This window comes from Peribacillus frigoritolerans (assembly GCF_030676415.1).
GTDB lineage: Bacteria > Bacillota > Bacilli > Bacillales > DSM-1321 > Peribacillus > Peribacillus frigoritolerans_A.
Genome location: NZ_JAUUTW010000020.1, coordinates 73,508 through 94,017 on the forward strand (window position 1 = coordinate 73,508; position 20,510 = coordinate 94,017).

20 protein-coding genes and 1 pseudogene are annotated in these 20,510 nt (G+C 40.8%); 4 read left to right on the forward strand and 17 right to left on the reverse strand.

Going from position 1 to position 20,510, the window contains the following annotated elements; genetic code table 11:
• Positions 1-364: 364 nt before the first annotated feature.
• The 3 genes from Q8G36_RS18400 to Q8G36_RS18410 all read right to left on the reverse strand — a co-directional run bounded on the left by Q8G36_RS18400 (position 365) and on the right by Q8G36_RS18410 (position 2,611).
• Positions 365-670, reverse strand: coding sequence for a hypothetical protein (locus tag Q8G36_RS18400; protein WP_305162300.1), 306 nt, complete (start codon positions 668-670; stop codon positions 365-367).
• A 284-nt stretch (positions 671-954) separates the two neighbouring features.
• Positions 955-1,746 carry a putative protein N(5)-glutamine methyltransferase gene (locus Q8G36_RS18405; RefSeq protein ID WP_305162301.1) on the reverse strand — a complete coding sequence of 264 codons (792 nt, stop codon included), beginning with the start codon at positions 1,744-1,746 and terminating at the stop codon, positions 955-957.
• A 175-nt stretch (positions 1,747-1,921) separates the two neighbouring features.
• Positions 1,922-2,611, reverse strand: coding sequence for an MBL fold metallo-hydrolase (locus tag Q8G36_RS18410; RefSeq protein WP_305162302.1), 690 nt, complete (start codon positions 2,609-2,611; stop codon positions 1,922-1,924).
• A 173-nt stretch (positions 2,612-2,784) separates the two neighbouring features.
• Between Q8G36_RS18410 and Q8G36_RS18415 the strand changes: the two are divergent.
• Positions 2,785-2,976 (forward strand): annotated as a pseudogene (locus tag Q8G36_RS18415) (IS110 family transposase); the annotation flags it as partial.
• A gap of 372 nt (positions 2,977-3,348) precedes the next feature.
• Positions 3,349-3,513, forward strand: a complete 165-nt coding sequence (locus tag Q8G36_RS18420; protein WP_305162303.1) for a hypothetical protein — start codon at positions 3,349-3,351, stop codon at positions 3,511-3,513.
• Between the two features lie 18 nt (positions 3,514-3,531).
• On the opposite strand, the gene Q8G36_RS18425 is transcribed toward Q8G36_RS18420, so the two are convergent.
• From Q8G36_RS18425 to Q8G36_RS18475, 11 genes are all read right to left on the reverse strand, one after another.
• The gene (locus Q8G36_RS18425; protein ID WP_305162304.1) at positions 3,532-4,491 is read right to left on the reverse strand and encodes a VOC family protein; all 960 of its coding nucleotides are present in this window, start codon (positions 4,489-4,491) and stop codon (positions 3,532-3,534) included.
• 40 nt (positions 4,492-4,531) lie between these two features.
• The gene (locus Q8G36_RS18430; protein WP_305162305.1) at positions 4,532-5,320 is read right to left on the reverse strand and encodes an SDR family NAD(P)-dependent oxidoreductase; all 789 of its coding nucleotides are present in this window, start codon (positions 5,318-5,320) and stop codon (positions 4,532-4,534) included.
• 42 nt (positions 5,321-5,362) lie between these two features.
• Positions 5,363-5,872, reverse strand: a complete 510-nt coding sequence (locus Q8G36_RS18435; RefSeq protein WP_305162306.1) for an aromatic-ring-hydroxylating dioxygenase subunit beta — start codon at positions 5,870-5,872, stop codon at positions 5,363-5,365.
• 21 nt (positions 5,873-5,893) lie between these two features.
• Positions 5,894-7,195 (reverse strand): aromatic ring-hydroxylating oxygenase subunit alpha, encoded by a 1,302-nt coding sequence (locus Q8G36_RS18440; RefSeq protein WP_305162307.1) that lies wholly within the window; start codon positions 7,193-7,195, stop codon positions 5,894-5,896.
• Positions 7,196-7,233: 38 nt separating this feature from the next.
• Entirely contained in the window at positions 7,234-8,019 is a 786-nt protein-coding gene (gene nadX / locus Q8G36_RS18445) for an aspartate dehydrogenase (protein WP_305162308.1), read from the reverse strand.
• A 16-nt stretch (positions 8,020-8,035) separates the two neighbouring features.
• Complete coding sequence (locus Q8G36_RS18450; protein ID WP_305162309.1) at positions 8,036-9,481, reverse strand: aldehyde dehydrogenase family protein; 1,446 nt, start codon at positions 9,479-9,481, stop codon at positions 8,036-8,038.
• 12 nt (positions 9,482-9,493) lie between these two features.
• Positions 9,494-11,182 carry a thiamine pyrophosphate-binding protein gene (locus Q8G36_RS18455; RefSeq protein ID WP_305162310.1) on the reverse strand — a complete coding sequence of 563 codons (1,689 nt, stop codon included), beginning with the start codon at positions 11,180-11,182 and terminating at the stop codon, positions 9,494-9,496.
• A 31-nt stretch (positions 11,183-11,213) separates the two neighbouring features.
• Positions 11,214-12,005, reverse strand: a complete 792-nt coding sequence (locus Q8G36_RS18460; protein WP_305162311.1) for an SDR family oxidoreductase — start codon at positions 12,003-12,005, stop codon at positions 11,214-11,216.
• Between the two features lie 99 nt (positions 12,006-12,104).
• Complete coding sequence (locus Q8G36_RS18465; protein WP_305162312.1) at positions 12,105-13,040, reverse strand: VOC family protein; 936 nt, start codon at positions 13,038-13,040, stop codon at positions 12,105-12,107.
• Between the two features lie 122 nt (positions 13,041-13,162).
• Positions 13,163-13,696 (reverse strand): cupin domain-containing protein, encoded by a 534-nt coding sequence (locus Q8G36_RS18470; RefSeq protein ID WP_098371925.1) that lies wholly within the window; start codon positions 13,694-13,696, stop codon positions 13,163-13,165.
• A 272-nt stretch (positions 13,697-13,968) separates the two neighbouring features.
• Entirely contained in the window at positions 13,969-14,784 is an 816-nt protein-coding gene (locus Q8G36_RS18475; protein ID WP_305162313.1) for an IclR family transcriptional regulator, read from the reverse strand.
• 1,626 nt (positions 14,785-16,410) lie between these two features.
• Here Q8G36_RS18475 and Q8G36_RS18480 point away from each other — a divergent pair.
• Together Q8G36_RS18480 and yppF are read left to right on the forward strand one after the other, a co-directional pair.
• Positions 16,411-17,706 carry an MFS transporter gene (locus Q8G36_RS18480; RefSeq protein ID WP_305162314.1) on the forward strand — a complete coding sequence of 432 codons (1,296 nt, stop codon included), beginning with the start codon at positions 16,411-16,413 and terminating at the stop codon, positions 17,704-17,706.
• A gap of 324 nt (positions 17,707-18,030) precedes the next feature.
• Positions 18,031-18,213, forward strand: a complete 183-nt coding sequence (gene yppF / locus Q8G36_RS18485) for a YppF family protein (protein ID WP_081112928.1) — start codon at positions 18,031-18,033, stop codon at positions 18,211-18,213.
• Here yppF and Q8G36_RS18490 read toward each other — a convergent pair.
• From Q8G36_RS18490 to Q8G36_RS18500, 3 genes are all read right to left on the reverse strand, one after another.
• Positions 18,168-18,302: a hypothetical protein gene (locus Q8G36_RS18490; protein ID WP_305162325.1), complete on the reverse strand. Its 135-nt coding sequence runs from the start codon at positions 18,300-18,302 to the stop codon at positions 18,168-18,170. The two genes, yppF and Q8G36_RS18490, sit on opposite strands and share 46 nt — an antisense overlap.
• A 103-nt stretch (positions 18,303-18,405) precedes the next feature.
• Complete coding sequence (locus Q8G36_RS18495; protein ID WP_305162315.1) at positions 18,406-19,731, reverse strand: gluconate:H+ symporter; 1,326 nt, start codon at positions 19,729-19,731, stop codon at positions 18,406-18,408.
• A 56-nt stretch (positions 19,732-19,787) separates the two neighbouring features.
• Positions 19,788-20,510 (reverse strand): GntR family transcriptional regulator, encoded by a 723-nt coding sequence (locus Q8G36_RS18500; RefSeq protein ID WP_305162316.1) that lies wholly within the window; start codon positions 20,508-20,510, stop codon positions 19,788-19,790.

Genomic DNA, 20,510 nt, shown 5'->3' on the forward strand with positions numbered 1-20,510 from the left:
ATTGTAGCTCATACTCTCTTTTCTGAAGAAACTAGGAATGGGTAAAGGCCAAGCTTTGAAAGATGCAATGAATCATGAGGAAATTATCAGGTGGAAAATTCCCTAAAAGTTGATATATAGGAACTGATAAATGATCAGTAAGGCGATTTATCAACATATAGAACTAATTAAGATCAATGTGTATTTTTGGAATCAAGATTGATCAAAATTTCCTCCTGAACCCCCATATTAGCGTAAATAAAAAGAATCCATTTTGAAAAAAGATTGATCGAAATGGATTCTTTTCTTGTGATTCAGTATACTGTTTTCATAAAATAGTTTGCTTATTTTTAGTGATCCTTATAGAACTAACGCACCCGTTAGTTTAAGTACATTTATTCACAATCACAAAGTCTAAATAAGGGCTTATAATTTTAGAAACTTCATTGATTTGCAGGTTCATTGATTTGCAGGTAGGACATTGGGCCGTAGAAATATCGGTTTCATAATTCACCCAATCATAATTACAATTAGAACAGTGTAGAACTATATTCTTTTTTTTGTATTCTTTTGATTCTTTTATATATAACTCATAATCTTGAGGGAACATATCTGCTAATGTACGAAATACAAAATTACTATCACACTTACGTCCGTTCCAATATTCTTTACCACCTTTATATTCAATCATATTTTACACTTCCTCCTACTATTAAAAACCAACCTCTAAAAATCCATAATAGCATTTTGTTTGGAATCATTAACCGTTTTTTATTTCTTCAACTATAATGCCCCTTTAGTTGCATAACAATAAGGTTGCTTCAGCAACCTCCCTTATTGAAGTAAAGCACCCGTTTGTTCTATAAGAAAAGCGAAACTTCTTCCAGAATCGCGCCCTATTCTTGAATAAGGAAATTTTGGTTATTAGTACAGTGCCAAGAAATTATCATTTTATTTGTGATTAGAACTAACTACTTATTTACCCTGAAAGCTAAAATTTGATCCGATAACGACAGTAGCATCCAGTTCCTCGTCTCTGATCACTTTCGTTGTCAGCCCAACACTATCAAAGATTTCAAAGGTTTGGGGTGTCTGCATTTCGCTTGTTTCTATCAAAAGATGTCCTCCCGGTGCTAGCCAAAGTAATGCTTCTTCAGCTACTCTTCGCTGAATGTCAAGTCCATCCTCTCCTCCGTCAAGCGCCACCTTCGGTTCATATAGGCGAGCCTCCTGGGGAAGTAGCTTGATTGCCTTGGTGGGAACGTAAGGTACATTTGCAACTAGGATGTTCACATGACCTTTAAGTGAGTCGGGTAAGGCCTTATACAGGTCACCTTCAAAAACGTGACCATCGAAAATCGTTACGTTGCGTTCAGCACATCGTACTGCGGCAGGGTCAATGTCAACAGAGTACAACACAACCCGTCCCAAAGCTGCGGCCAGTGCTACACCCACAGCACCCGACCCACAACATAGGTCAACGACGATATCACCAGAACATGACAGGGCTTCTGCCTGGCTAACAAGAAACTCCGTACGTTTGCGTGGAACGAAAACGCCCTGATCCACTTCTATCCGCAGACCACAGAAAGCTGTGCATCCAACAACGTATTCAAGAGGTAAACCGCTGGCTCGCATTTCTACCATTTTATTGAGGTCCTCTAGAGTCCGTGCCTCTGAGATAATTAACCGGGTCTCATCTTCTGCGAAAACACAACCGGCGCTTCGAAGTCTGTTAATAATATGTTTTTCCGTTTTACAGTCCAAAAAAAAATTAACTTTTTTTTCTATCTATCTCACCACTTTTGATAAGTTTATTTTAATTCTGTATTCGTTAAAAATAGGAAATATACCTTCTTCTACAAAATAGCCCTAAAAAGGAAAATGAGCGCTTATCCTTGTTCCAGGATAGCGCCCGATAGTTGAAGAAGTTTCTAGAAATTTAATATGAAATTACTTTTTGAATCTGATCATTAATATTTCCTTTACTTAATCCTCCGTGGTAACAAACCACTGATTCAATGTCGAGGTCTATGTATTTCTTCAAAGAGAGTTGAGCCGCCTTTATATCCAGTGCGGTTGGGGCATGAATTCCCCCAATTATTCCGTTTACACAGTACATCGAATCCCCGGCAACGAGTGTTTTACTTTGTTTTAAATATAGACTGATATGGCCAGGAGTATGCCCTGGAGTATGGATGACACGAATGCCGCCGCAATACGGCAATTCTTGACCGTCTTTCAAGGTATCGTCTACTTTACCCTTCGGGGGGTTCTCTAGGTGCCCGTCTTTCAAAAGAGGTAAATCCTGACCGTCTCTCAAAGAAGGTAAATCCCCTTGAATATAAGGCTTATCCAGATCGTGAGCATATACTTTAATATTACTTTCACACTCCTGTAATATCTCAGGAAGACTACCTATATGATCTATATCCTGATGCGTCAAAATCACAACTTTTAGTTTGTCGAACGACACTCCTACCTTATCCATTGCCACGCGTAAATCTTTAATTTGTCCAGGGAATCCAGTGTCTATTAAAACAGCCATTTCTTGATCCCATAAAAGCGTTGGATGAATAATATTCCCATAAAATTCAAGAAGGAGCATCTCTACTCCCTTAGAAATTTCCATAACTTTGGGCTCCTTTATAATTAGATTTAGGGGTTTGGTTACACAAGAAGGACACACTAACCTGCAAGTTTATTGAATAACACAAGCATGATATTAACTTCGGCTTCCTTCCCAAAAGTTCCTGCTCTTATCCAATAATCTGGCAAAATTGTTCTTTCCAAACGTGGAAGATCATGAGTCTAGTGATGAATAACCCTGAGTTTAAAGCCCTACACTCGAATAATGTTAAAGTGAAGAAGTTTAAGAAAATGAAATCCATCATGAAACTTTGTGGTAAACTCGCCCGTGTCCTAGTAGGGATAGCTCGTAATGGCTCTGCCTATAAACCGGAAATGCTCTTCCCACTTGAACAACTAGCAGCGTAAATTTACATTCACATTGTTATTTAACGAAAGTTGGCTTGTTCGTAGGATTTCAAAGAAAGCACGAAGTACTGGATGTAATGAACAAAAGGGCAATGACCCGTTGAGACATGGGAGGGAAAGCCTCCAGGGGCAGCATATGTGATAATATGGGATTTTCAACAGATCCCCTATTTCAATCTGCCCTCATCTTATCAAAACGGTCCTATCTCTTTCATTCATCTAAAGCAACCAATACCATGTGGTTTGAAATCCTGCGAATAAGCGAGTATTCGTGCGGTTTAGTCGTACTGTGAAATAAATATATATATGTTTTTTTCATCTTTTTAGGAAAACTAATCAAAAATTGATTTATTACAATAGGAGGCAGCAATATTGAAAAAACTAATAATCTCATTATTTATTTTTTGCTTTATAGCCACTGGAATTGTTACCAATGCAGCAGCAGAGGCAGACAAGCTTTTAATGACCGCTGAAGTTATTATTCCTAATTATGTAAGTTCCAAGTGCTCAGACAATTGCATCCAGAACACCTTTTGATGATCAATTGGTACATGTTTACTCATCAAAACGTTCTAACAATTCAATAATCACTTTATAGGTTGATGTTGTATCCATATAGGCATATCGGCCTTTTCCGTTAAAAAAGTTACCTGCCTGTATGACGGGATAGCCCATATCTTCTAACATCTTGATTTTATCCTCCATGTCTTTAATGACAAAAGAGATATGGTGAACACCCTCGCCATATGTTTCAAGATGATCTTTCCACGTACTGGGTGATTCGCCCGGCTCGATCAATTCAATTTGAATTAACGGAGTATTGATGAACATATATTTTGATTTTCCTTCAGTTGGCTTCCCTTTGTAAATCACGTTTGTAATATCGGTTGAACCAGAATGAATGATGGGAGGTTTTTCAATACCCAACAACTTACAATATGCATCTGCAGCCGCATCAAGGTCTTTTACAACTAACGCAAGCTGTTCCACTTTGTTCGTTCCTAATAGCGGCTGAACGCTAGCATCTTCTTGTCTTTCCCATGCCGTTTTTCTCGGCTCTTCACTTTCAAGCAGTTCAATTAACGTTTTGTGATCATCTAGTGTATCCACATATACATATCTGCCGTCACTTGAAGTGAATTCACCCGTTTGCAAAGCTGGGTACCCACTTTTCTCCATGATTGGCAGCCTCTTTTGGATAGAGTCTACATCAAAAGCAATATGGTGGATCCCTTCACCTACTTCATCCAGGAACTCACGCATCGTTCCTGGATTTTTATCGGGTTCTATTAGTTCAAATTGGACGGTTGGTGTATTCAGAAAAGCCAGTTTGGATTGTGATTCCGTTGGTACACCTCTAAAAGTGACTTTCGAAACAGAACTGTCACCAGTCAGAAACGGTTCTGCCTTCTTAATGCCTAGCAGTCTAGTGAAAGCTAGATTAGCAGCTTCAATATCTTTTACAACAAATGCGAGTTGATTAATATTCCTATTGCCCAATAGTGATTCAGCCATACTTATAAACCTTCTTCCCATAGTTTATTTTGTAATGGACTCAACCCAGTCCGCGAACCGACAATCCTCCATCACTGGAGATGACTTCGCCGGTGATTGCACGCGCTGCGTCCGATGCTAACAGGACAAATGCAGCTACATGATCTTCGGGCATCTGTGCAAGCTGAAGAGGGTTTCTTTTTTTTATGCTATTAGCCTTCGTTTCATTATCCACGATTTTAACGAATGGACGTAGGGGAGGAATGACCGATAATGCTGTCAGAGTGCCGCCAGGCGCTACAGCATTCACCCTTATGTTAGGAGCAAGTTCAAAGGCAAGTTGGCGCATCAACCCTATTTGGGCATGCTTGCTTGCTGTGTACCACACCCCGCCGCCATCCGGATAAAAACTAGCACCGGATACCGTGAAAATAATATTGCCATTCGATTTTTGCAGTTCTTTAAGAGCGGCTTTAGCACCGAAGAAAGATCCTTTAACGTTAATATCGAACAGAAAATCATATGCTTCGGAAAGTGCATCGGGAGTTACGTCGGCAAATTTAGCAAAACCATCAAAGACTCCTGCATTAGCAACGAAAACATCCAGCTTTCCAAATTGCTTGACAGTGGACTGGACAGCCCTCTCATTGTCTTCATATTTGCTTACATCGCCTTGGTTAATGAGAATCTCTTCACCAAATTCCTCTTTCATTTTCTTTAGCGTTTCTATCGAGCGGCCGATGATGCTGACTTTTGCCCCTTCTTGTATAAAACGTCTTGTTACAGCCTCTCCGATACCTGAATTGCCTCCGGTAATCAACACTACTTTATCCTTTAACGCCATTGCCATTGTAACCAGCCTCCTTGTCATCTCTTTTTATCCAAGTCAATATTATACGAAGATAGCAAGATTTCTGGTATTTATCGTTGATTGATCAACAATGAATATCCGTTTGGAAAGTTTCCATTTACCTTCTTCGAAAATGAATTCATCATTTCGTTCCCCCGAAATCAAATCATGCTGAATATCCGTGCTGCGGCTTCGATAGATAAGCAGATAGCTCTTAACGACTGCCTTTTCACCTTCAACATAGTCTTTAACACGTACATTAGAGACAAAACGCCGTGTTCTTGATGGCGGTATTTCCGCCCAAGCATAATCCGTTTTCAAACGATCCACGCGCAGTCTCAACAGCTCAATATCATCATTAAATGTAAACATTTCCGTTGAATAATCCGGACGTTCCACCCCTTCTTTATTAACACGTACAGGCATTTGGTAACGCAAGCTCGAATGCATTAGATCGAACCAATCATCAAATTCAATATCATCCAGTAATTGAGCTTCATCATACAACCACTGTTCAAATTCACATTTGAGCAACATTTTCTCCACATTCATTTCCGTTCCCCCTCCCGCTTATCATTTCGTCATTAATTCCAGCCAGTACTTGTAAAAATTCCGCTGGCTCGCTTCAGTGAATTTATCATCGTAAGCAACACCCGGTCCTATAAAATCAACTGGTTCACGATGGAGACCCATTGTATAATTGTAGGTTAGATTCTTTAGGAAAGGCATTGGGCCTTGGGCTGCTTCAGTAATATCCGTAAACACTTCCGTATCATCCTGTTCGAAAATACCAGATGGGCTAAAGGTCAAGATAAATGAATCTCTTGATCTATCTTTCCAATCTTGGGAGGCGTTCTTTTCCACAAGCATCCAAGCGATCACTTCCATTTTATTGTGACCGATTGGCCGCCACATTCTAATTGAAGTGTTGGAGATGAATTGGTCTTTGATTTTTGTATGGGATATTAAAAATGATAAGTTGGGGAAAACGTTCCCAATCATATTCTTTAAGTTTGATAACACTCCATATTGTTCTTCAGACAAATTATTTTTAAATTCATCTATCAATTCTTCCGGGAAAGCGAAGTCAGGGTTAGGTGTCCCTAAGTTTAGTCCATGCCCGTTAGCCATATGGATTTGAAAACCACGCTTTGAATAGGTAGCATTGGGCACCATGCCCAGTTTTGCAATGGAACCGTGTGTGACCATCGTGTGATAGGAATCACCAACAAAGTTATCGGAACCAACTTTCCAGTTGGAATTAACAACGAACCTTTGCGGGACCCCGATAACTTCCATTTCTGCCCGTCCAACGAGTATATCCAAATACCATTTAATGTCTCCAAGAAACTCTTCAAGTGGCTCAGCATCTTCATTCCAAGTTCCAAATAAAAGACCTTTATAGGATTCAAGCTTCACTTTGTGAAGGCCCATTTCCGACCGGTCAAGGTTGCCCCCGTATATGTCCTTTTGTAATGGCACCCCTACGAGTTCACCAGTGTTTTTAAAATTAAATCCATGGTAGGGACACGTAAATAATGACTTGTTCCCTTTATCTGCACGGCATAGTTTCATTCCGCGATGGGTGCACATATTATAAAACGCCCTGATTTCCCCTTCAGCATCCCGAGTAATGATGAGCGAGTAACCAGCTAGTTCACGGGTCATGAAGTCTCCTTTGTTGGGTACTTCAGAATCATGACCGATAAAAACCCATGTTTTCAAAAACACTTTTTCATGTTCTATATCATAAACCTTTGGGTCACCAAGGAGGTATGCAGGTATAACGCCTTCCTCTGGTTTAACCGTTTCGTTCAAATAGTTAACAACTTGCTGTTTCGACATTTCTTCTAAGGATTTATCAGTTTTAAGCATACTTTTTCTCTCCCTTCCAAGCTTTACATCATAATTCTTTACCCGATTTGAACGCACTTTTCCTTATTTTGCAGAGTAGCCAAAACACTTAATGCCGCTAGATAACTCGTTTTCGGATTATTTGGCATCGGATCATTTTCCACTTCCAGTTTTAGTTTCCCGAACGAACCTGACGCTTCTATCAGGTGAATGTTTTTTAACACATTTGGATCGGCAATGATTTTCACTTTCGTCTTTTCAGATCCAAGACCAGCCATGGACAGCACAATCGCAACATTAATGTTTCTCGGAAACTGTTTGATCGCTTCTGCAGCAGATCCTTCAAATAATACCGTTTCTTCTGTCACTGAAGAACCTGCAGGCAATGCGTTTGGCGGTTTTCTTGTGGTGATGCAAACAGATTCAAGGCCATTCACCGCTTTTGCCGATTTAAGTACATCGAGACCTCCAATCGCACCGGACGGAAGGAGAATATTCACGTTATTCATTTTGCAAATTTGGTTCGATTGTTCTTCAAATGCAGAATTCGCCATCACGCCTATGCTGCTTAGTAAGAGATCCTTCCCGCTTTTAAGCACTTTCAATGCATACTCTTCAGCTGCTTCAATCGTTGCAGCCTCTATGACTAAATCTACATCGGATTTAAGGAGTTCGTCGACATCACTATATGGCTGTGCCCTGAATTCTTCAGCTAGTTGTGCCGCGATTTCTTCACGGCGGGCATAAATCGCAACGATTTTCCCACCAGGAAGAAGCCCGTCGTTATTTATTGCCTGAAGCAGAAATTTCCCGATATTACCGCACCCGATTAAACCTAACTTCATGTAGTTTCATCCTTCCTCAATCAGCAAACCCGTATGAGTCCGCAAAGAATTCCAACCCACAATGCCTTGTTTCCCGGGAAACACCACTTTCTTTTAAACCAGGGAAGTCCAGAGCCAAGTCGCTGAAAACGGTATGATTATTATGGAAAACCGCACCAGCTTCAAGGCGATCTGCCATTTCGACAGCGATATCTTCATTCTCTGTCCAAACAGATGCACGCAGGGCAAACTCACTATCATTCGCTAATTTTACAGCTTCATCCATATCATTGAAAGGTAAAATTGGAATGATGGGTCCGAATTGTTCTACCCGAACCAATTCGCTCTTCTGATCGACGCCAGTAATAATGGAAGGAAGCATATAATAACCTTTATCCCAAGTTTCCGGATTGAGCTGAATGCCGGTTGTGATTATATTTCCTCCAGACTTAGCGGTACGTTCGATCAAGCCATTCACAAAGTCATATTGTGCTTTATTATTCAACGGGCCCATAGTTACATCAGGCTGAATGCCATCACCAATTACCATCCGGCTAAACTCCTTGGTCAGCTTTTCCACAACCTCATCATAACGTGATTCTTGGACGTACACTCTTTTTACAGCAGAACAGACTTGACCCGTTGCTCGTAAAATCCCCATCCTCAAACGTTTGATAGCCGCTTCATCCATATTGGCATCTTCCAAAATGATGGCAGGATCATTGCCGCCAAGTTCCATATATACTTTTTGAAGATTTCCAGCTGATTTCTGCATGATATCTTTTCCGGTTTCCGTACTTCCGACAAACGCCAATGTCCGTACGCGAGAATCGGAACATAGTGTGTCACCGATTGCTTTTCCCGATCCTGAGACTATATTGATGACTCCTGGAGGAAAATGTTCAGCAACTACTTTTAAACAGGTCATTATCGTTAAAGGACAGTTCGTTGCAGGTTTTACGACAACGGCATTGCCTGCCAAAACAGCGGGTATGACCCTTTTAAATGTTAATATCATCGGAGAATTCCACGGTGTGATGATTGCCGTGACACCTCTTGCCCTTCTTCGGATTTGGACTTTTTGATTTCCTGGGAGCACTTCAGGCTTCCACCAATCAAGTAACTCTGCTGCACAGCCCTTCATGACTTCAACACAGCGCAGTAAATCCTTTTTAGCTTCAACAAGTGTTTTGCCATTTTCACGTACAAACACGGTAACATTTTCCTCGATTACTTTTGAAAGTTCTTCTGCCGCAGTGTTCATCCGGTTAGCCCGTTCCCCGATATCAGAGCGAGACCACGTTTCAAAAGCTTTTTCTGCCGCTTCAATCGCGTCATTCACGATTTCTTCAGAGCATTTTGCCACCTGGCCAACTACTTCCGATGTATTTGCCGGATTTACTACATCGACTTTTTCCGGTAATTCTATCCATTCTCCATTAACTAGATATTTTCCTGAAACAAATGGGTATGTTGAAATCATTCTCAATCCTCCTTATAGTTTTTTGGGCTTGAATGCTTCTGCAGCTCCTGGTGGTCCGCCAAATGGCTTGGCCATTGGCCCCACAGCATCCATATCAACAACGATCATTGAAGGTTTACGTCTTTCCTTTGCCTTTTTCAATTCGGAAATGAATTCATCTCCAGAACCAATGCGCACTGCATCAAAATGCATGGACTCAGCCAGTTTCACAAAATCAGGACTCAATAAATCCACGGCTACCTGCCGACCATAAGCGGCTGTTTGAATATTGCGAAGAACCCCATAGCCTGAGTCATCGAACAATACGATGATAACAGGTAAGTTTTCTTCGGCTGCCGTAACCATTTCCCCGACATTCACCATAAACCCACCATCTCCAGCCATAAGAACGACGGTTTTATCTTGACACCCCATTTGGGCACCGATTGCTGTTGGAAGACCTTGACCAATTCCGCCGCCTGATGCATGAATGGATGTTCTTGGTTCATAGATTTCAAATAAACGGCTGCCCCAAACGTTTGCCTGTACGGTTACATCACGAACCAGAATGGTATCGTCCGGCAATATCTCCCTCATGCCATCTACAAATTGCTCATAAGGTCCAAGTGTTTCCCTGAGTTGAGCGCGCACTTCATTTCTAAGTGAAAGAACTTCTTGTAAATAAGAAGGTTCCGCATGAACTGAATGTTCTTCGAGCTTTTGAATGATTGCGGCTAACATATCTTTTGCATCGCCAACCAAACCAAGCGTAGCTTTATAGTTCCGGTTAATGGCCTGCCAATCCGCATCGATCGCAATATGTTCTTCCGGCACCGGCACTTTCCAGTTGGATGTTTCATTCCCCCTAAACCTTACACCTACGCTAATCAATAAATCTGCATTTCTTAAAAACTCTTTTGTTATTTCATATGCCGCAAAATGTCCTATGCATTGTTCATGGTTTTCTGGAATCGAACCTTTTCCTGACTGACTGGTTATAACCGCTGCACCAAGGATTTCCGCTAATTTTTGCAGCTCTTGCGAAGCGTTGGCACTGATGACTCCACCACCAGCCCATATTACAGGACGGCGGGCACCTACCATTTTTTGCACGGCTTGTTCAGGAATAAATGGCATTGAATTGGTTTCAGTTGTTGAAGCCCGTAGCCCTTCGAGTGAAAGATCTTCTATGATCGCCGATTGAAAGTCAATGGGAATTTCCAATGTAACCGGACCCGTAGGTGCAGTTAAAGCTTCTTGGATCGCCTTCCTTACTACCGCTGCAGATTGGTCAGGGTTTCTAAGCCTCACTGCATTTTTACAAGCTCCGCTCATCATTGAGAGCTGGTCTTTACACTCATGTATGTATCCTTTGCCTGTACCAAGATAAGAAGAAGCCACCTCACCGGTAAGATGAAGAAGGGGGACACCAGCTGCCCATGCTTCCACTAGTGAACCAGCAGCATTTCCTGCCCCTGTTCCGGTACTGGTAATAACTACACCCAATTTCCCAGTGGCGCGGGCATAACCATCAGCCATATTTACGGCACCGCTCTCACCGCGTGAACAAATGAGTTTGATGCTCCCTTCTCTAAGAATTGCATCATAGATGGGCATATTGTGAATACTTACAATCCCGAAAGCAGCTTCCACTCCTGCTTGAACCAGCTCCTTTACGATGGAATCGGCGGTCGTAAACTCTATTTCTTCTTGTATTTTCATCGCGTTATCCTACCTTTTTTAGTAATATATTTTATAGTGCCTTTCCGATCGCTCCTGCCGTCTCAATCGTCGAACCCGCTACATAACTTGCTTTGTCTGAAGCAAGGAAAACAATGACACTGGCCACTTCTTCCGGTTCCCCTACGCGGCCGAGAGGGATATTCCGCTTTTTCGCAAGGTCTCCATAATACTCTTCTGGGTCCATATCAGGTGCATTTTTCAATCTTCTACGCTCCCATTGATCCGTCCGGATCAATCCAAGACTCACTGAATTAACCAATATATTGTCAAAGGCCAATTCCTGGGACAAGGTTTTGCTTAAATTAAGGAGACCAGCCCTTGCTGCTGCAGTCGCTACCATATGGCGTTCAGGTTCTTTAGCCAGCGTTGCATTAATATTAATAATCCGCCCTCCTCCCCTTTTCACTAAATGAGGATGCGAAGCACGGACGGCATATATGATGGCAAAGAATTTTAACTGAATCTGTTCTTCCCACTGCTCATCCGTTATGTCAAAAAAGTGACCCATCACGCTTTGACCGGCTGCATTCACCAATATATCGATTCCGCCAAACCTTTCAGCGGTACCATTAATGAAGGAATCCACATCCGATTTTGAGGTGACATCACATGTTGATGCAAAAACATCCGCCTTATCACCAAATGAGAGCAATTGACTTTGTGCACTTTCCATACGCTCTGTACTTCTGCCGCAAATAGCCACTTTCGCTCCTTCAGCTAAAAACATTTCTGCTGTTTTTAATCCCACGCCCGACGTGCCGCCCATAATGACAGCAACTTTACCTTGCAATCCTAAATCCACTCTCTTCACTCCTTTTCAAAGCCATTTCCTTAAACGCTGTCCTTTATATACAAGAAGCTAACTACACGGAAGAATAATGATAGGAAATCAAAATCCTCCTCATTTTTCCATGACTGAATCATCTATATAAGAATCAACCCAGCCCGGATCGGGATCTCCTCCCATTGCTTTGCGGGCTTCAGGTTTCGGCGGCCCCGCAATCCCCCACTGATCCATTAAATGCGGTACCCGTTTCCATACACGCGCTCTCCACTCCGATTCATCTTCGATCGTTTCCAGATAACATGTATACTCCATAACAAAACCGCCTGGGTCTTGAAAATAACAGAAAATATTGTCTCCAGGCCCATGCCGTCCTGGTCCCCAAAGTTCTGACAAGCCCGCTTTTCTCACATTGCTTATTCCTCGCATCAGTTCATCCACTGAATCGACTTCGTATGCGATATGATTGACTGACGCATGCTCATCTTGATTGAAGGCAATGGAGTGATGCTTCCTGTTGCATCGCAGGAATGACATTTGGTGCTCACTCCAATCAGTAACTTTAAAACCAAGTACATCCGTATAAAACTCGACGATCATATCTAAGTTCTTCGTGTTCATTACAACATGATTCAATTTCACTGGATCAACATTTTTCTTGCTCCAAATAGACGTTTGTACTTCCACCCAAGCCGAGAGCTCAATCACCCGGTTTTCCGGATCAATAAACCTCAGCCCATAACCGGCACCTGCTTCATCCAAATATCCAGGTGGTTCAATAATTCGAACGCCCTTCGATCGTAATATCCCTGCTGCACGATCCACTGCATTTTTATCGACCATGCCAAAAGCTATATGATGCAAACCACGTTTTTCTCCCTTGTGAAGGCTTAAAATATGATGTTCCGGTCCAGCCCCGCGAAAATAAACCGTATTCTCCTCTTCAGGAACATCCACTCTATCCAGTCCCCAAACCTTTTCATAAAACTCTGCTTGATCGTTGAAATTCGGAGTTATCATGCTTATATGTCGTAAATGAGTAATCCCAAGCATTTTTTATACCTCCCATAATTTAGATTGGCCTTTAGATAATTTGCATTGGCCATATTTTACAATCTAATCGAAAAGGGCGCCTCATTAATTTTCATAATGCAGGTGCCCTTTCGGCTAAATGATCAGTCTTTAATGATGGCTTCTCTTTCTTTAGAGCGTTGTTTACGCAGTTCTTCCAGTTCACTGCCTTCAGGATATGTCGGCAAGTTAGGCTTCACTGCCCCTAACATCACGAGCATGCGCGCCTCTACATCCCCGTCATTCCTAATTCCCCGATAAACCCCTGGTGGGCTGCTAATGCAGTCTCTCGCACTTAATTTAATTTCATGCACTTCACTGTAGCTATCCTCTTGAATTAACGCCGTAACTTCACCCTCAAGAATGAAAAACACTTCTTCAACATCGTCGTGAAGATGCAAAGGCCCGATACATCCCGGAGGAAGCACCATTGTACTTAAAGTGAAATGTTCACCTGCAATTACGTTCGTATCGTTATTGGCAGTGGCGCCACGTCCGATATATCTCATCTGTGCACGTCTATAAGCGGGATCGATTTCTTCTTGGAACTTCAAGACATCCCAATCAAGCGAACGGTCTTTCAATCGAGCAACATATTTTTTTTCAAAATCCTTCACTGAAAAAGCTTCTTTTGTCATTTTAAAATTCCTCCCTTATTTGTTGTTTCTAAAACGCTATATGTTTCATAAGCAAAACATTGTTTTGTCTATGAATTAAGTCTAAAATGAAACCGCTTCATTGTCAACGAGTTTTTAGAATATTTAAAACCATTTTTATAATCCGAATGCTCATCACTATGGTATAAACTTGTAACGATTTGCTTTTCTTAACACAAAAAAGTGTGGATTCCCTATTGGGAGATCCACACTTTCGAAAGAGGTTATTCATTTATTATTAGATTTTAAATTGTTCAGACTTCTTCGTGTTGATAAGGCTTAACCCCACTATATCCCATATAAACGGATAACTGCCGAGAAACTTCCAACAGTTTCGGCAAGGCAATTTTATCGATGAAATCTTCCTGGTAAGCAGACTCTGTTGCCACGACATTCAAGGCAGCCAATACTTTCCCAGTCTTGTCAAAAATCGGGGCGGCAACAGAACGGATGCCCGGGTGGAATTCCCCGCTTGTCATCGAATAACCATTTTGCCGAATCGATTCCAGCTGTTTTTGAAATTCACCCGGCGCTGTGAGTGTTTTGTCTGTATAAGGAGTTAGGTTTGAGATTTTGAACATTTGCGTTAGCATTTCTTTCGGTTGATATGCCAAAAGTAATTTTCCATTGGCCAAAGCATGTGCCGGCAGCCGCAAACCTATGTTCACATTGACAGCGGATACACCTCTTATTGGGGCACTTCCAACATAAACAACTTCCTGTCCATCCAAAATGGACAGATGGCAGGAGGCTCCGATTTCATCACGCAAGGTTTCCATATAAGGTTGGACAATTTCCTGGAATTTCAAGCTATTCAAATAGCTGAATCCCAATTCAAGAACCTTTGGCGTTAAACTATAACGTTTGGTATGTTCATCCTGAGACAAATAACCAATATTCTGTAATGTGAATAATAAACGATATGGTACCGTTCTGCTTACTCCCAGTTGTTTTGCAATTTCTGAAAGAGACAAACTCGGCTGGACTTCATTAAAGAGCTTAATGATTTCCAACCCTCTAACCAATGAATTAGCACTATATTTCTCTTTCTCTTTTTCTTCGCTTGCCATTCGAGTATTCCCCCCGTTGTGAATAAATCTCATTTTCTCCTGACTATAACCCATTCAGTAAAGCTTTCTTCATACCTAGAAAGACGAATTGCTGTATATGTACATTTTTTCTGGAAGTTCATTTGGTGAATGTTTTTGATGCATACTTCAATGGTTGCAAACCTGTTGTCTTTAGCATCCATAACACACCTGGATCCTGCTGATAACATAAATGACCGGTCTTCTCCTACAATGGAAAACTCGGAATCAGGAATCAATTTTTAAAATATTCTTGACTCACTATCCGGTGTGACCTGATTCATTTCACCACCCAAGACCAATGTCGGAACAGATATTGAAGATAGGATGTCCATTTGGTTTAAATTTGATAAAGAGAAGGAAAATGACCGGTATCCTGACGGAAGCATTTGCGGCAAAACTTCTAGACAGAAACATTGGCGCAGTAGCGCACTACCCTCTTCTTTGCAAGTTCATTCGATTCACATTTCAATGAATTGTAATCTATTCTGAATTTTCCGCTTACTTTCTTCCATGCTAACAACCGCTGCTCCGCGAGTCGCATCAGATATGATCAAGGGGCCTTCACCACTTCCGAAAAACGGCTAGTAAAATCGAGAGCGATAACCGAGCCCATCGAATGACCGGGCAGGTATACCGACTGCAGACGAAACTTTCACGGAATTTTTTCATTATATCTGCAAACTGAGAACAATCCTGAAATTCTTCTTATGAATCGGAACTTTCACCTTACCCTGGTGCATCCCTAAGCAATTATTCTAATTCTTCATTCATCTGACTCGAGCTGGTGTCTCCTTGTTTCCCAAACCATGCAGGGTAACAAGCGCTTTTCCTTATCCCTTTTCCAGATAATGAATCGGGCATTCTTCTAATTGGCTAATTGGCATCCTCTTCTACCCTTTACTCTTCATGTTTAAATAGAATAGTGTATATGTGTCAATTAAAGCATATTTACATATATAAAACTATTTGGAAGGCCTAGCTTAATTGACGAATCGTTAGAAAAGCTCGGTATAACCAAACATAACCAATTTTACAAGTAAAAACAAATTAAGAATTTTAATACATCGATATTTTCTGCCAAATCATGATTTTTTCCATATTAAGTATTTCATATACAAAACAATATAAATGAATTATAGATTTTCCTGATTTTAAATTCAATAACAACAAGTCAGAATTTTTAATAATTTGATGTTAATTAGTTTTTTTGACACAAAAGATTAAATAATTCCATTTTTATGTCCGTGATAGAGGTCCATCCACTCATTTGATTAAATGTTTCTCAAAAAAGTACAAAAGGATGCAACGGAGTTCGATTTTTAAATTGAAAGCGCTTATATTTTTTTGATTCTAAATATATTAAATTATCAAAATATTAAATTGACAATCAAATTATTTTAATTTATCGTTAAGAAAGTGAAACTATGTTTTCCTTACAAAACATTATCGTTACTTTTTTATCTATCAATATTTTAAAGAAAGGCGGGATAAAGCTCTTAAGTGAAAAATCAAAACTTGTACCTTTCTAAAGGGATAACCTTATAACACTTATGCTCAATGGTAAGTGTTTTAAGGAATGCTAAAAAGCGACAAGGAGATGGTATTATGTTAAATGGGCAAAAAAGATGGTTGTATATTGCCGTTCCAATTTTTTTCTTTTGGTTTTTCGGACAAATTGATAAGGTTGGCATTTCCATCATTCAAACAGATCCAGAATTCTTGCATGCACTCGGTATGACAGGCGACGACAAAAATGCAAAGATCGGTCTTCTATCTTTTGTATTTACCATTGCTTATGGAGTTTCAAATCTTTTTTGGGGCTTCATCATTGATAAATTAGGTGCCCGAAAAACAGCCATCGCCGGTTTATTCGTTTGGACTATCACGATGATTATGTCAGGCCTGGCAAATTCATATGAAATGTTTTTAATAAGCAGGATAATTCTTGGTTTTGGTGAAGGGATGATGATTCCAGTTTCTGGGAAATTCATTTCTAACTGGTTTAATAAACGTGAATTGGGAAGGGCCCAGGCATCTTGGCTTACCGGAAATTATTTAGGTCCAGCAATGGGAGCCGTTGTTTTGGTGCTCGTGATATCTTTACTACACTGGCAAGCAGCTTTCTTTATGCTTGCAGCTTTCAACTTATTCATAAATATCCCTATGTTCATCTATTTGACAAGAAATACACCAGAAGAGCACCCCCGAATAAGTAAGGAGGAATTGGCTTTCATTCGCCAAAGGGATGATGAAGTGAAAGAAACCGCCCCCTCCGAGAATAAGAGTTTCGCCCAAGATTATCGTTTCTGGATTGTTTGGTTCGGCATGCTCGTATGTTCCTTCTTATTTTTTGGAATCAGCATTTGGCTTCCTACCTATCTCATTGAAGCAAAAGGATTCGAAAAGGAAGGAATGTCGAGCATTACTTCACTTTCCTGGCTATTCGCTTTAGGATTTGTCTTGGCATGCGGTTTTCTGGCTGACAAAACCAGACGTCCAAGTTTGATGGCCACGATTCTATTTTCATTGACGGCTGTCTTTCTGGCTGTAGCGATCTTCATCCCCAATCCTATTTTGGCCGGGCTATGTATGGGCCTGGCAATGGGATGTCAAGGCGGTGTGTTCCATCTAAGTAATATGCTCATGGTAAAATACTCAACACCTGAAACGGCAGGTAGAGCCGCTGGTCTAATTGGATTCACGAATATCATGGGCGGCTTTTCGAGCTATATCATGGGATGGCTTCGTGACTTGTCTGGCGGGGACTTCAGTTCATCGATCGCCATGCTGATTTTTGCAGCCATCTTAGGTTTGGGAGCTTATTTATTCTCCATTAAGAGAGAAGCCGCAGAGCTGCGCTTATCACCTAATCCTATACCTGTACAAAAGATACAAGCATGAAGCTGAAGACCCTTGTAAACTCAGGACCAACATTTTTTTATCACTTTGATGAACTATCCAACCCTTGAATTTCAAGGGTTTTTTTCTTGAGCCGACTTACAATCAAGACGGTAGAATAAAAGTTAGAAAGAGCCCATACCAGTAGGTATCGCTCTTTTTTTGGCATATTCCGATTATATTTTGTCAATTTTCCAGCTCTAGCCCTAATCATTTCTTTATTTGTATAAATATGTCGATAGTTAAAATATTCAAAAAATGATATTTCTTTGAATACCCATGTTATATTGTTAATGGAAAAAAATACTTGTCAAGTAAGGTGAGTGTGTGAATATAGAAGTTTTAATCCTCCATTATATTCAGGAAAAACGTCAAAAGCCTAACCATGCCAATGAATTACTGGATTATATTCAGAATGAATATGTAAACGGGAAGCTGTCAATCTTTCAATATAGAAGTCTCTGTCAGGACTTATATCTTCGAGGTGCAAAACAAACGTCTTCTGGATGAAACTGCACCCTTGTCACTACTTCCAATTCTGAATGACTTTTGTTTCTGATTTCCGCAATCGACCTAGGTTTAATAGCCAAGCCAGTCATTTACTCCCTCCCCAGTATGTTCATAACTAAATAAAAGCCTCCTTGATCTGTCACCCTAAGACAGATCAAGGAGGTAAATGCCATTATTCAGACCCTTTATTTACTAAATGAATATATCCAAAATTAAAACCAAACCGAATGCCACGAAGGAAAGTAAGGTTTCCATGACTGTCCATGTTTTGAATGTTTCTTTAACGGTTAATCCCATATATTCTTTTACTAACCAGAAACCTGCGTCATTAACATGGGAAAACATAAGTGACCCTGCGCCCGTGGCAATAACGAGCAATTCTAGATTAACACCCGTCATATTGGCAACGACCGGTGAAACAATCCCAGCTGCCGTGGTCAAAGCGACGGTTGCAGAACCTGTGGCAATCCGGATTAATCCAGCCACAAGGAATGAAAGAACGATCGGGGATAAGGAAATTTCTTCAGACATGGAAGCAATTGCAGTCCCTACGCCACTATCAATTAAAATTTGCTTGAACCCTCCGCCAGCACCGATAATAAGGATTATGGAAGCTAATGGCAATAAGCATTCTTCCGTCAACTTTTTAATTAGTGATTTGTCCATTCCCTGTCTGTAGCCCAAGAAGTAGTAAGCTGCAAAACAGGATATTAATAGGGCAATCACTGGACTTCCGATGAACAATAAGAATTTTTCAATGGAACCCGGTAGCGGCAAATAAGGAGCCACTACAGTTAAAACCATCAACAATACAGGCAAAAGGATGATGAAGAACGAAACTCCAGTGCCTGGTAATTTACTTGACTTTGTTTCCACCCTGATCAATTCCGGTTCTCCAACAGGAATAACCCGTTTATGAATCCATTTTGCGAATAGAGGTCCCGCAATTACAGCAGTCGGGAATGCGATGATCAATGAGTACAGAAGTACTTGCCCCATGTTAGCGTTATAGATTCCAATAGCTGTCATGGCTCCCGGATGCGGAGGTACCAGCCCATGTACGATCGATAATCCAGCAAGTACTGGAATACCAATTAACAAGATGTTCACTTTGGTTGATTTCCGAATGGAAATGACCAAAGGCAGCAATATTACTAAACCAACCTCGAAAAATACCGGAATGCCGATGATGAAGCCAGATAAAAGCATGGCCCATGGCAGGTTTTTCACGCCGAATTTATGAATGAAAAAGTCAGCAACCTGCATACCAGCTCCAGAGTCGGACATCATCTTTCCTAAGATGGTCCCTAAGGCCAATATTCCAATAAGGTGACCAAGGACCGCTCCGACACCCGTTTCATAAGCCCCAACAATCTTGTCCATTGGCAGTCCAGAAAAAACCGCTAAAAATAAACTGGCTACAGTCAAGCTAAAGAATGCATGCCATTTCCACCATGATACCCCCAAAATAACAATTACGATTGCTATCAGCGTGATTCCTAATAAATATAGATCCATATGTTCTCCCCATCCCTAAGAAATCGCTTACAATCAAACCAATACAATAAATGGGATTATTGTACCGGCTCGTTATATGTCACAATGTAGTTCTGTTTAGCCGTATTGTAATACCCTTCACTGTATTCCATAACATTTCCGTCCCCATCACTGGAAATCCGAATCCTTTTTAGTACTGGACTATTGTTTTCGATTTTCAGTGTTTCGCAAATGTGATCCGGAGCGATAGCAACGGCAAACTCATCTCTGAATGTTTCAAGTTTGACGTTTTGATCTTCTAAAAAGCGGTACAAAGAATTGATTTGGACCTCTTTTATCTCTTCTTGGTTTAAATCAAGTGAAACATAATGTGTAAAGTAAATATAAGGTTCATTGTCCAATAAATATATCCGTTCGATACTTATGCAATGGTCACCAAATAAAGAATGCAGCTTAGGGTCTGAAGAAAGGTCAACACGACTTATGTTTAACACCTTTTTTAAAATGGAGTGCCCTTCCTCCACCAACAGCTCTGTGAAACGCTTTCCTTTGGAAAGTTTAACTATCGAACCATTAGCTATGACTCTAGTGCCTTTGCCGCTTTTCTTTTCAACATACCCCTCTTGCGCAAGTTCTTTGATTGCATTACGGACAGTGACCTTACTTACGCTAAATTCTTCTTCCAAAAGAGGCTCAGAGGGAATGTTTGTGTCGATGGCATAAACCCCATGTAAAATACGATCCTTTAATATTTCTTTTATCTGTAAATACATCGGCCCATTTTTTCTGTTCACATTCAT

Coding starts and splice junctions, on each gene's coding strand:
- Q8G36_RS18470 (WP_098371925.1), bottom strand. CDS start 13,696: ATGACAAAAGAAGCTTTTTCAGTGAAGGATTTTGAAAAAAAATATGTT.
- Q8G36_RS18455 (WP_305162310.1), bottom strand. CDS start 11,182: ATGAAAATACAAGAAGAAATAGAGTTTACGACCGCCGATTCCATCGTA.
- Q8G36_RS18410 (WP_305162302.1), bottom strand. CDS start 2,611: ATGGAAATTTCTAAGGGAGTAGAGATGCTCCTTCTTGAATTTTATGGG.
- Q8G36_RS18430 (WP_305162305.1), bottom strand. CDS start 5,320: ATGGCAATGGCGTTAAAGGATAAAGTAGTGTTGATTACCGGAGGCAAT.
- Q8G36_RS18400 (WP_305162300.1), bottom strand. CDS start 670: ATGATTGAATATAAAGGTGGTAAAGAATATTGGAACGGACGTAAGTGT.
- Q8G36_RS18450 (WP_305162309.1), bottom strand. CDS start 9,481: ATGATTTCAACATACCCATTTGTTTCAGGAAAATATCTAGTTAATGGA.
- Q8G36_RS18435 (WP_305162306.1), bottom strand. CDS start 5,872: ATGAATGTGGAGAAAATGTTGCTCAAATGTGAATTTGAACAGTGGTTG.
- Q8G36_RS18425 (WP_305162304.1), bottom strand. CDS start 4,491: ATGGCTGAATCACTATTGGGCAATAGGAATATTAATCAACTCGCATTT.
- Q8G36_RS18465 (WP_305162312.1), bottom strand. CDS start 13,040: ATGCTTGGGATTACTCATTTACGACATATAAGCATGATAACTCCGAAT.
- Q8G36_RS18490 (WP_305162325.1), bottom strand. CDS start 18,302: ATGACTGGCTTGGCTATTAAACCTAGGTCGATTGCGGAAATCAGAAAC.
- Q8G36_RS18480 (WP_305162314.1), top strand. CDS start 16,411: ATGTTAAATGGGCAAAAAAGATGGTTGTATATTGCCGTTCCAATTTTT.
- Q8G36_RS18495 (WP_305162315.1), bottom strand. CDS start 19,731: ATGGATCTATATTTATTAGGAATCACGCTGATAGCAATCGTAATTGTT.
- Q8G36_RS18475 (WP_305162313.1), bottom strand. CDS start 14,784: ATGGCAAGCGAAGAAAAAGAGAAAGAGAAATATAGTGCTAATTCATTG.
- Q8G36_RS18500 (WP_305162316.1), bottom strand. CDS start 20,510: ATGAATGTGAACAGAAAAAATGGGCCGATGTATTTACAGATAAAAGAA.
- Q8G36_RS18440 (WP_305162307.1), bottom strand. CDS start 7,195: ATGCTTAAAACTGATAAATCCTTAGAAGAAATGTCGAAACAGCAAGTT.
- nadX (WP_305162308.1), bottom strand. CDS start 8,019: ATGAAGTTAGGTTTAATCGGGTGCGGTAATATCGGGAAATTTCTGCTT.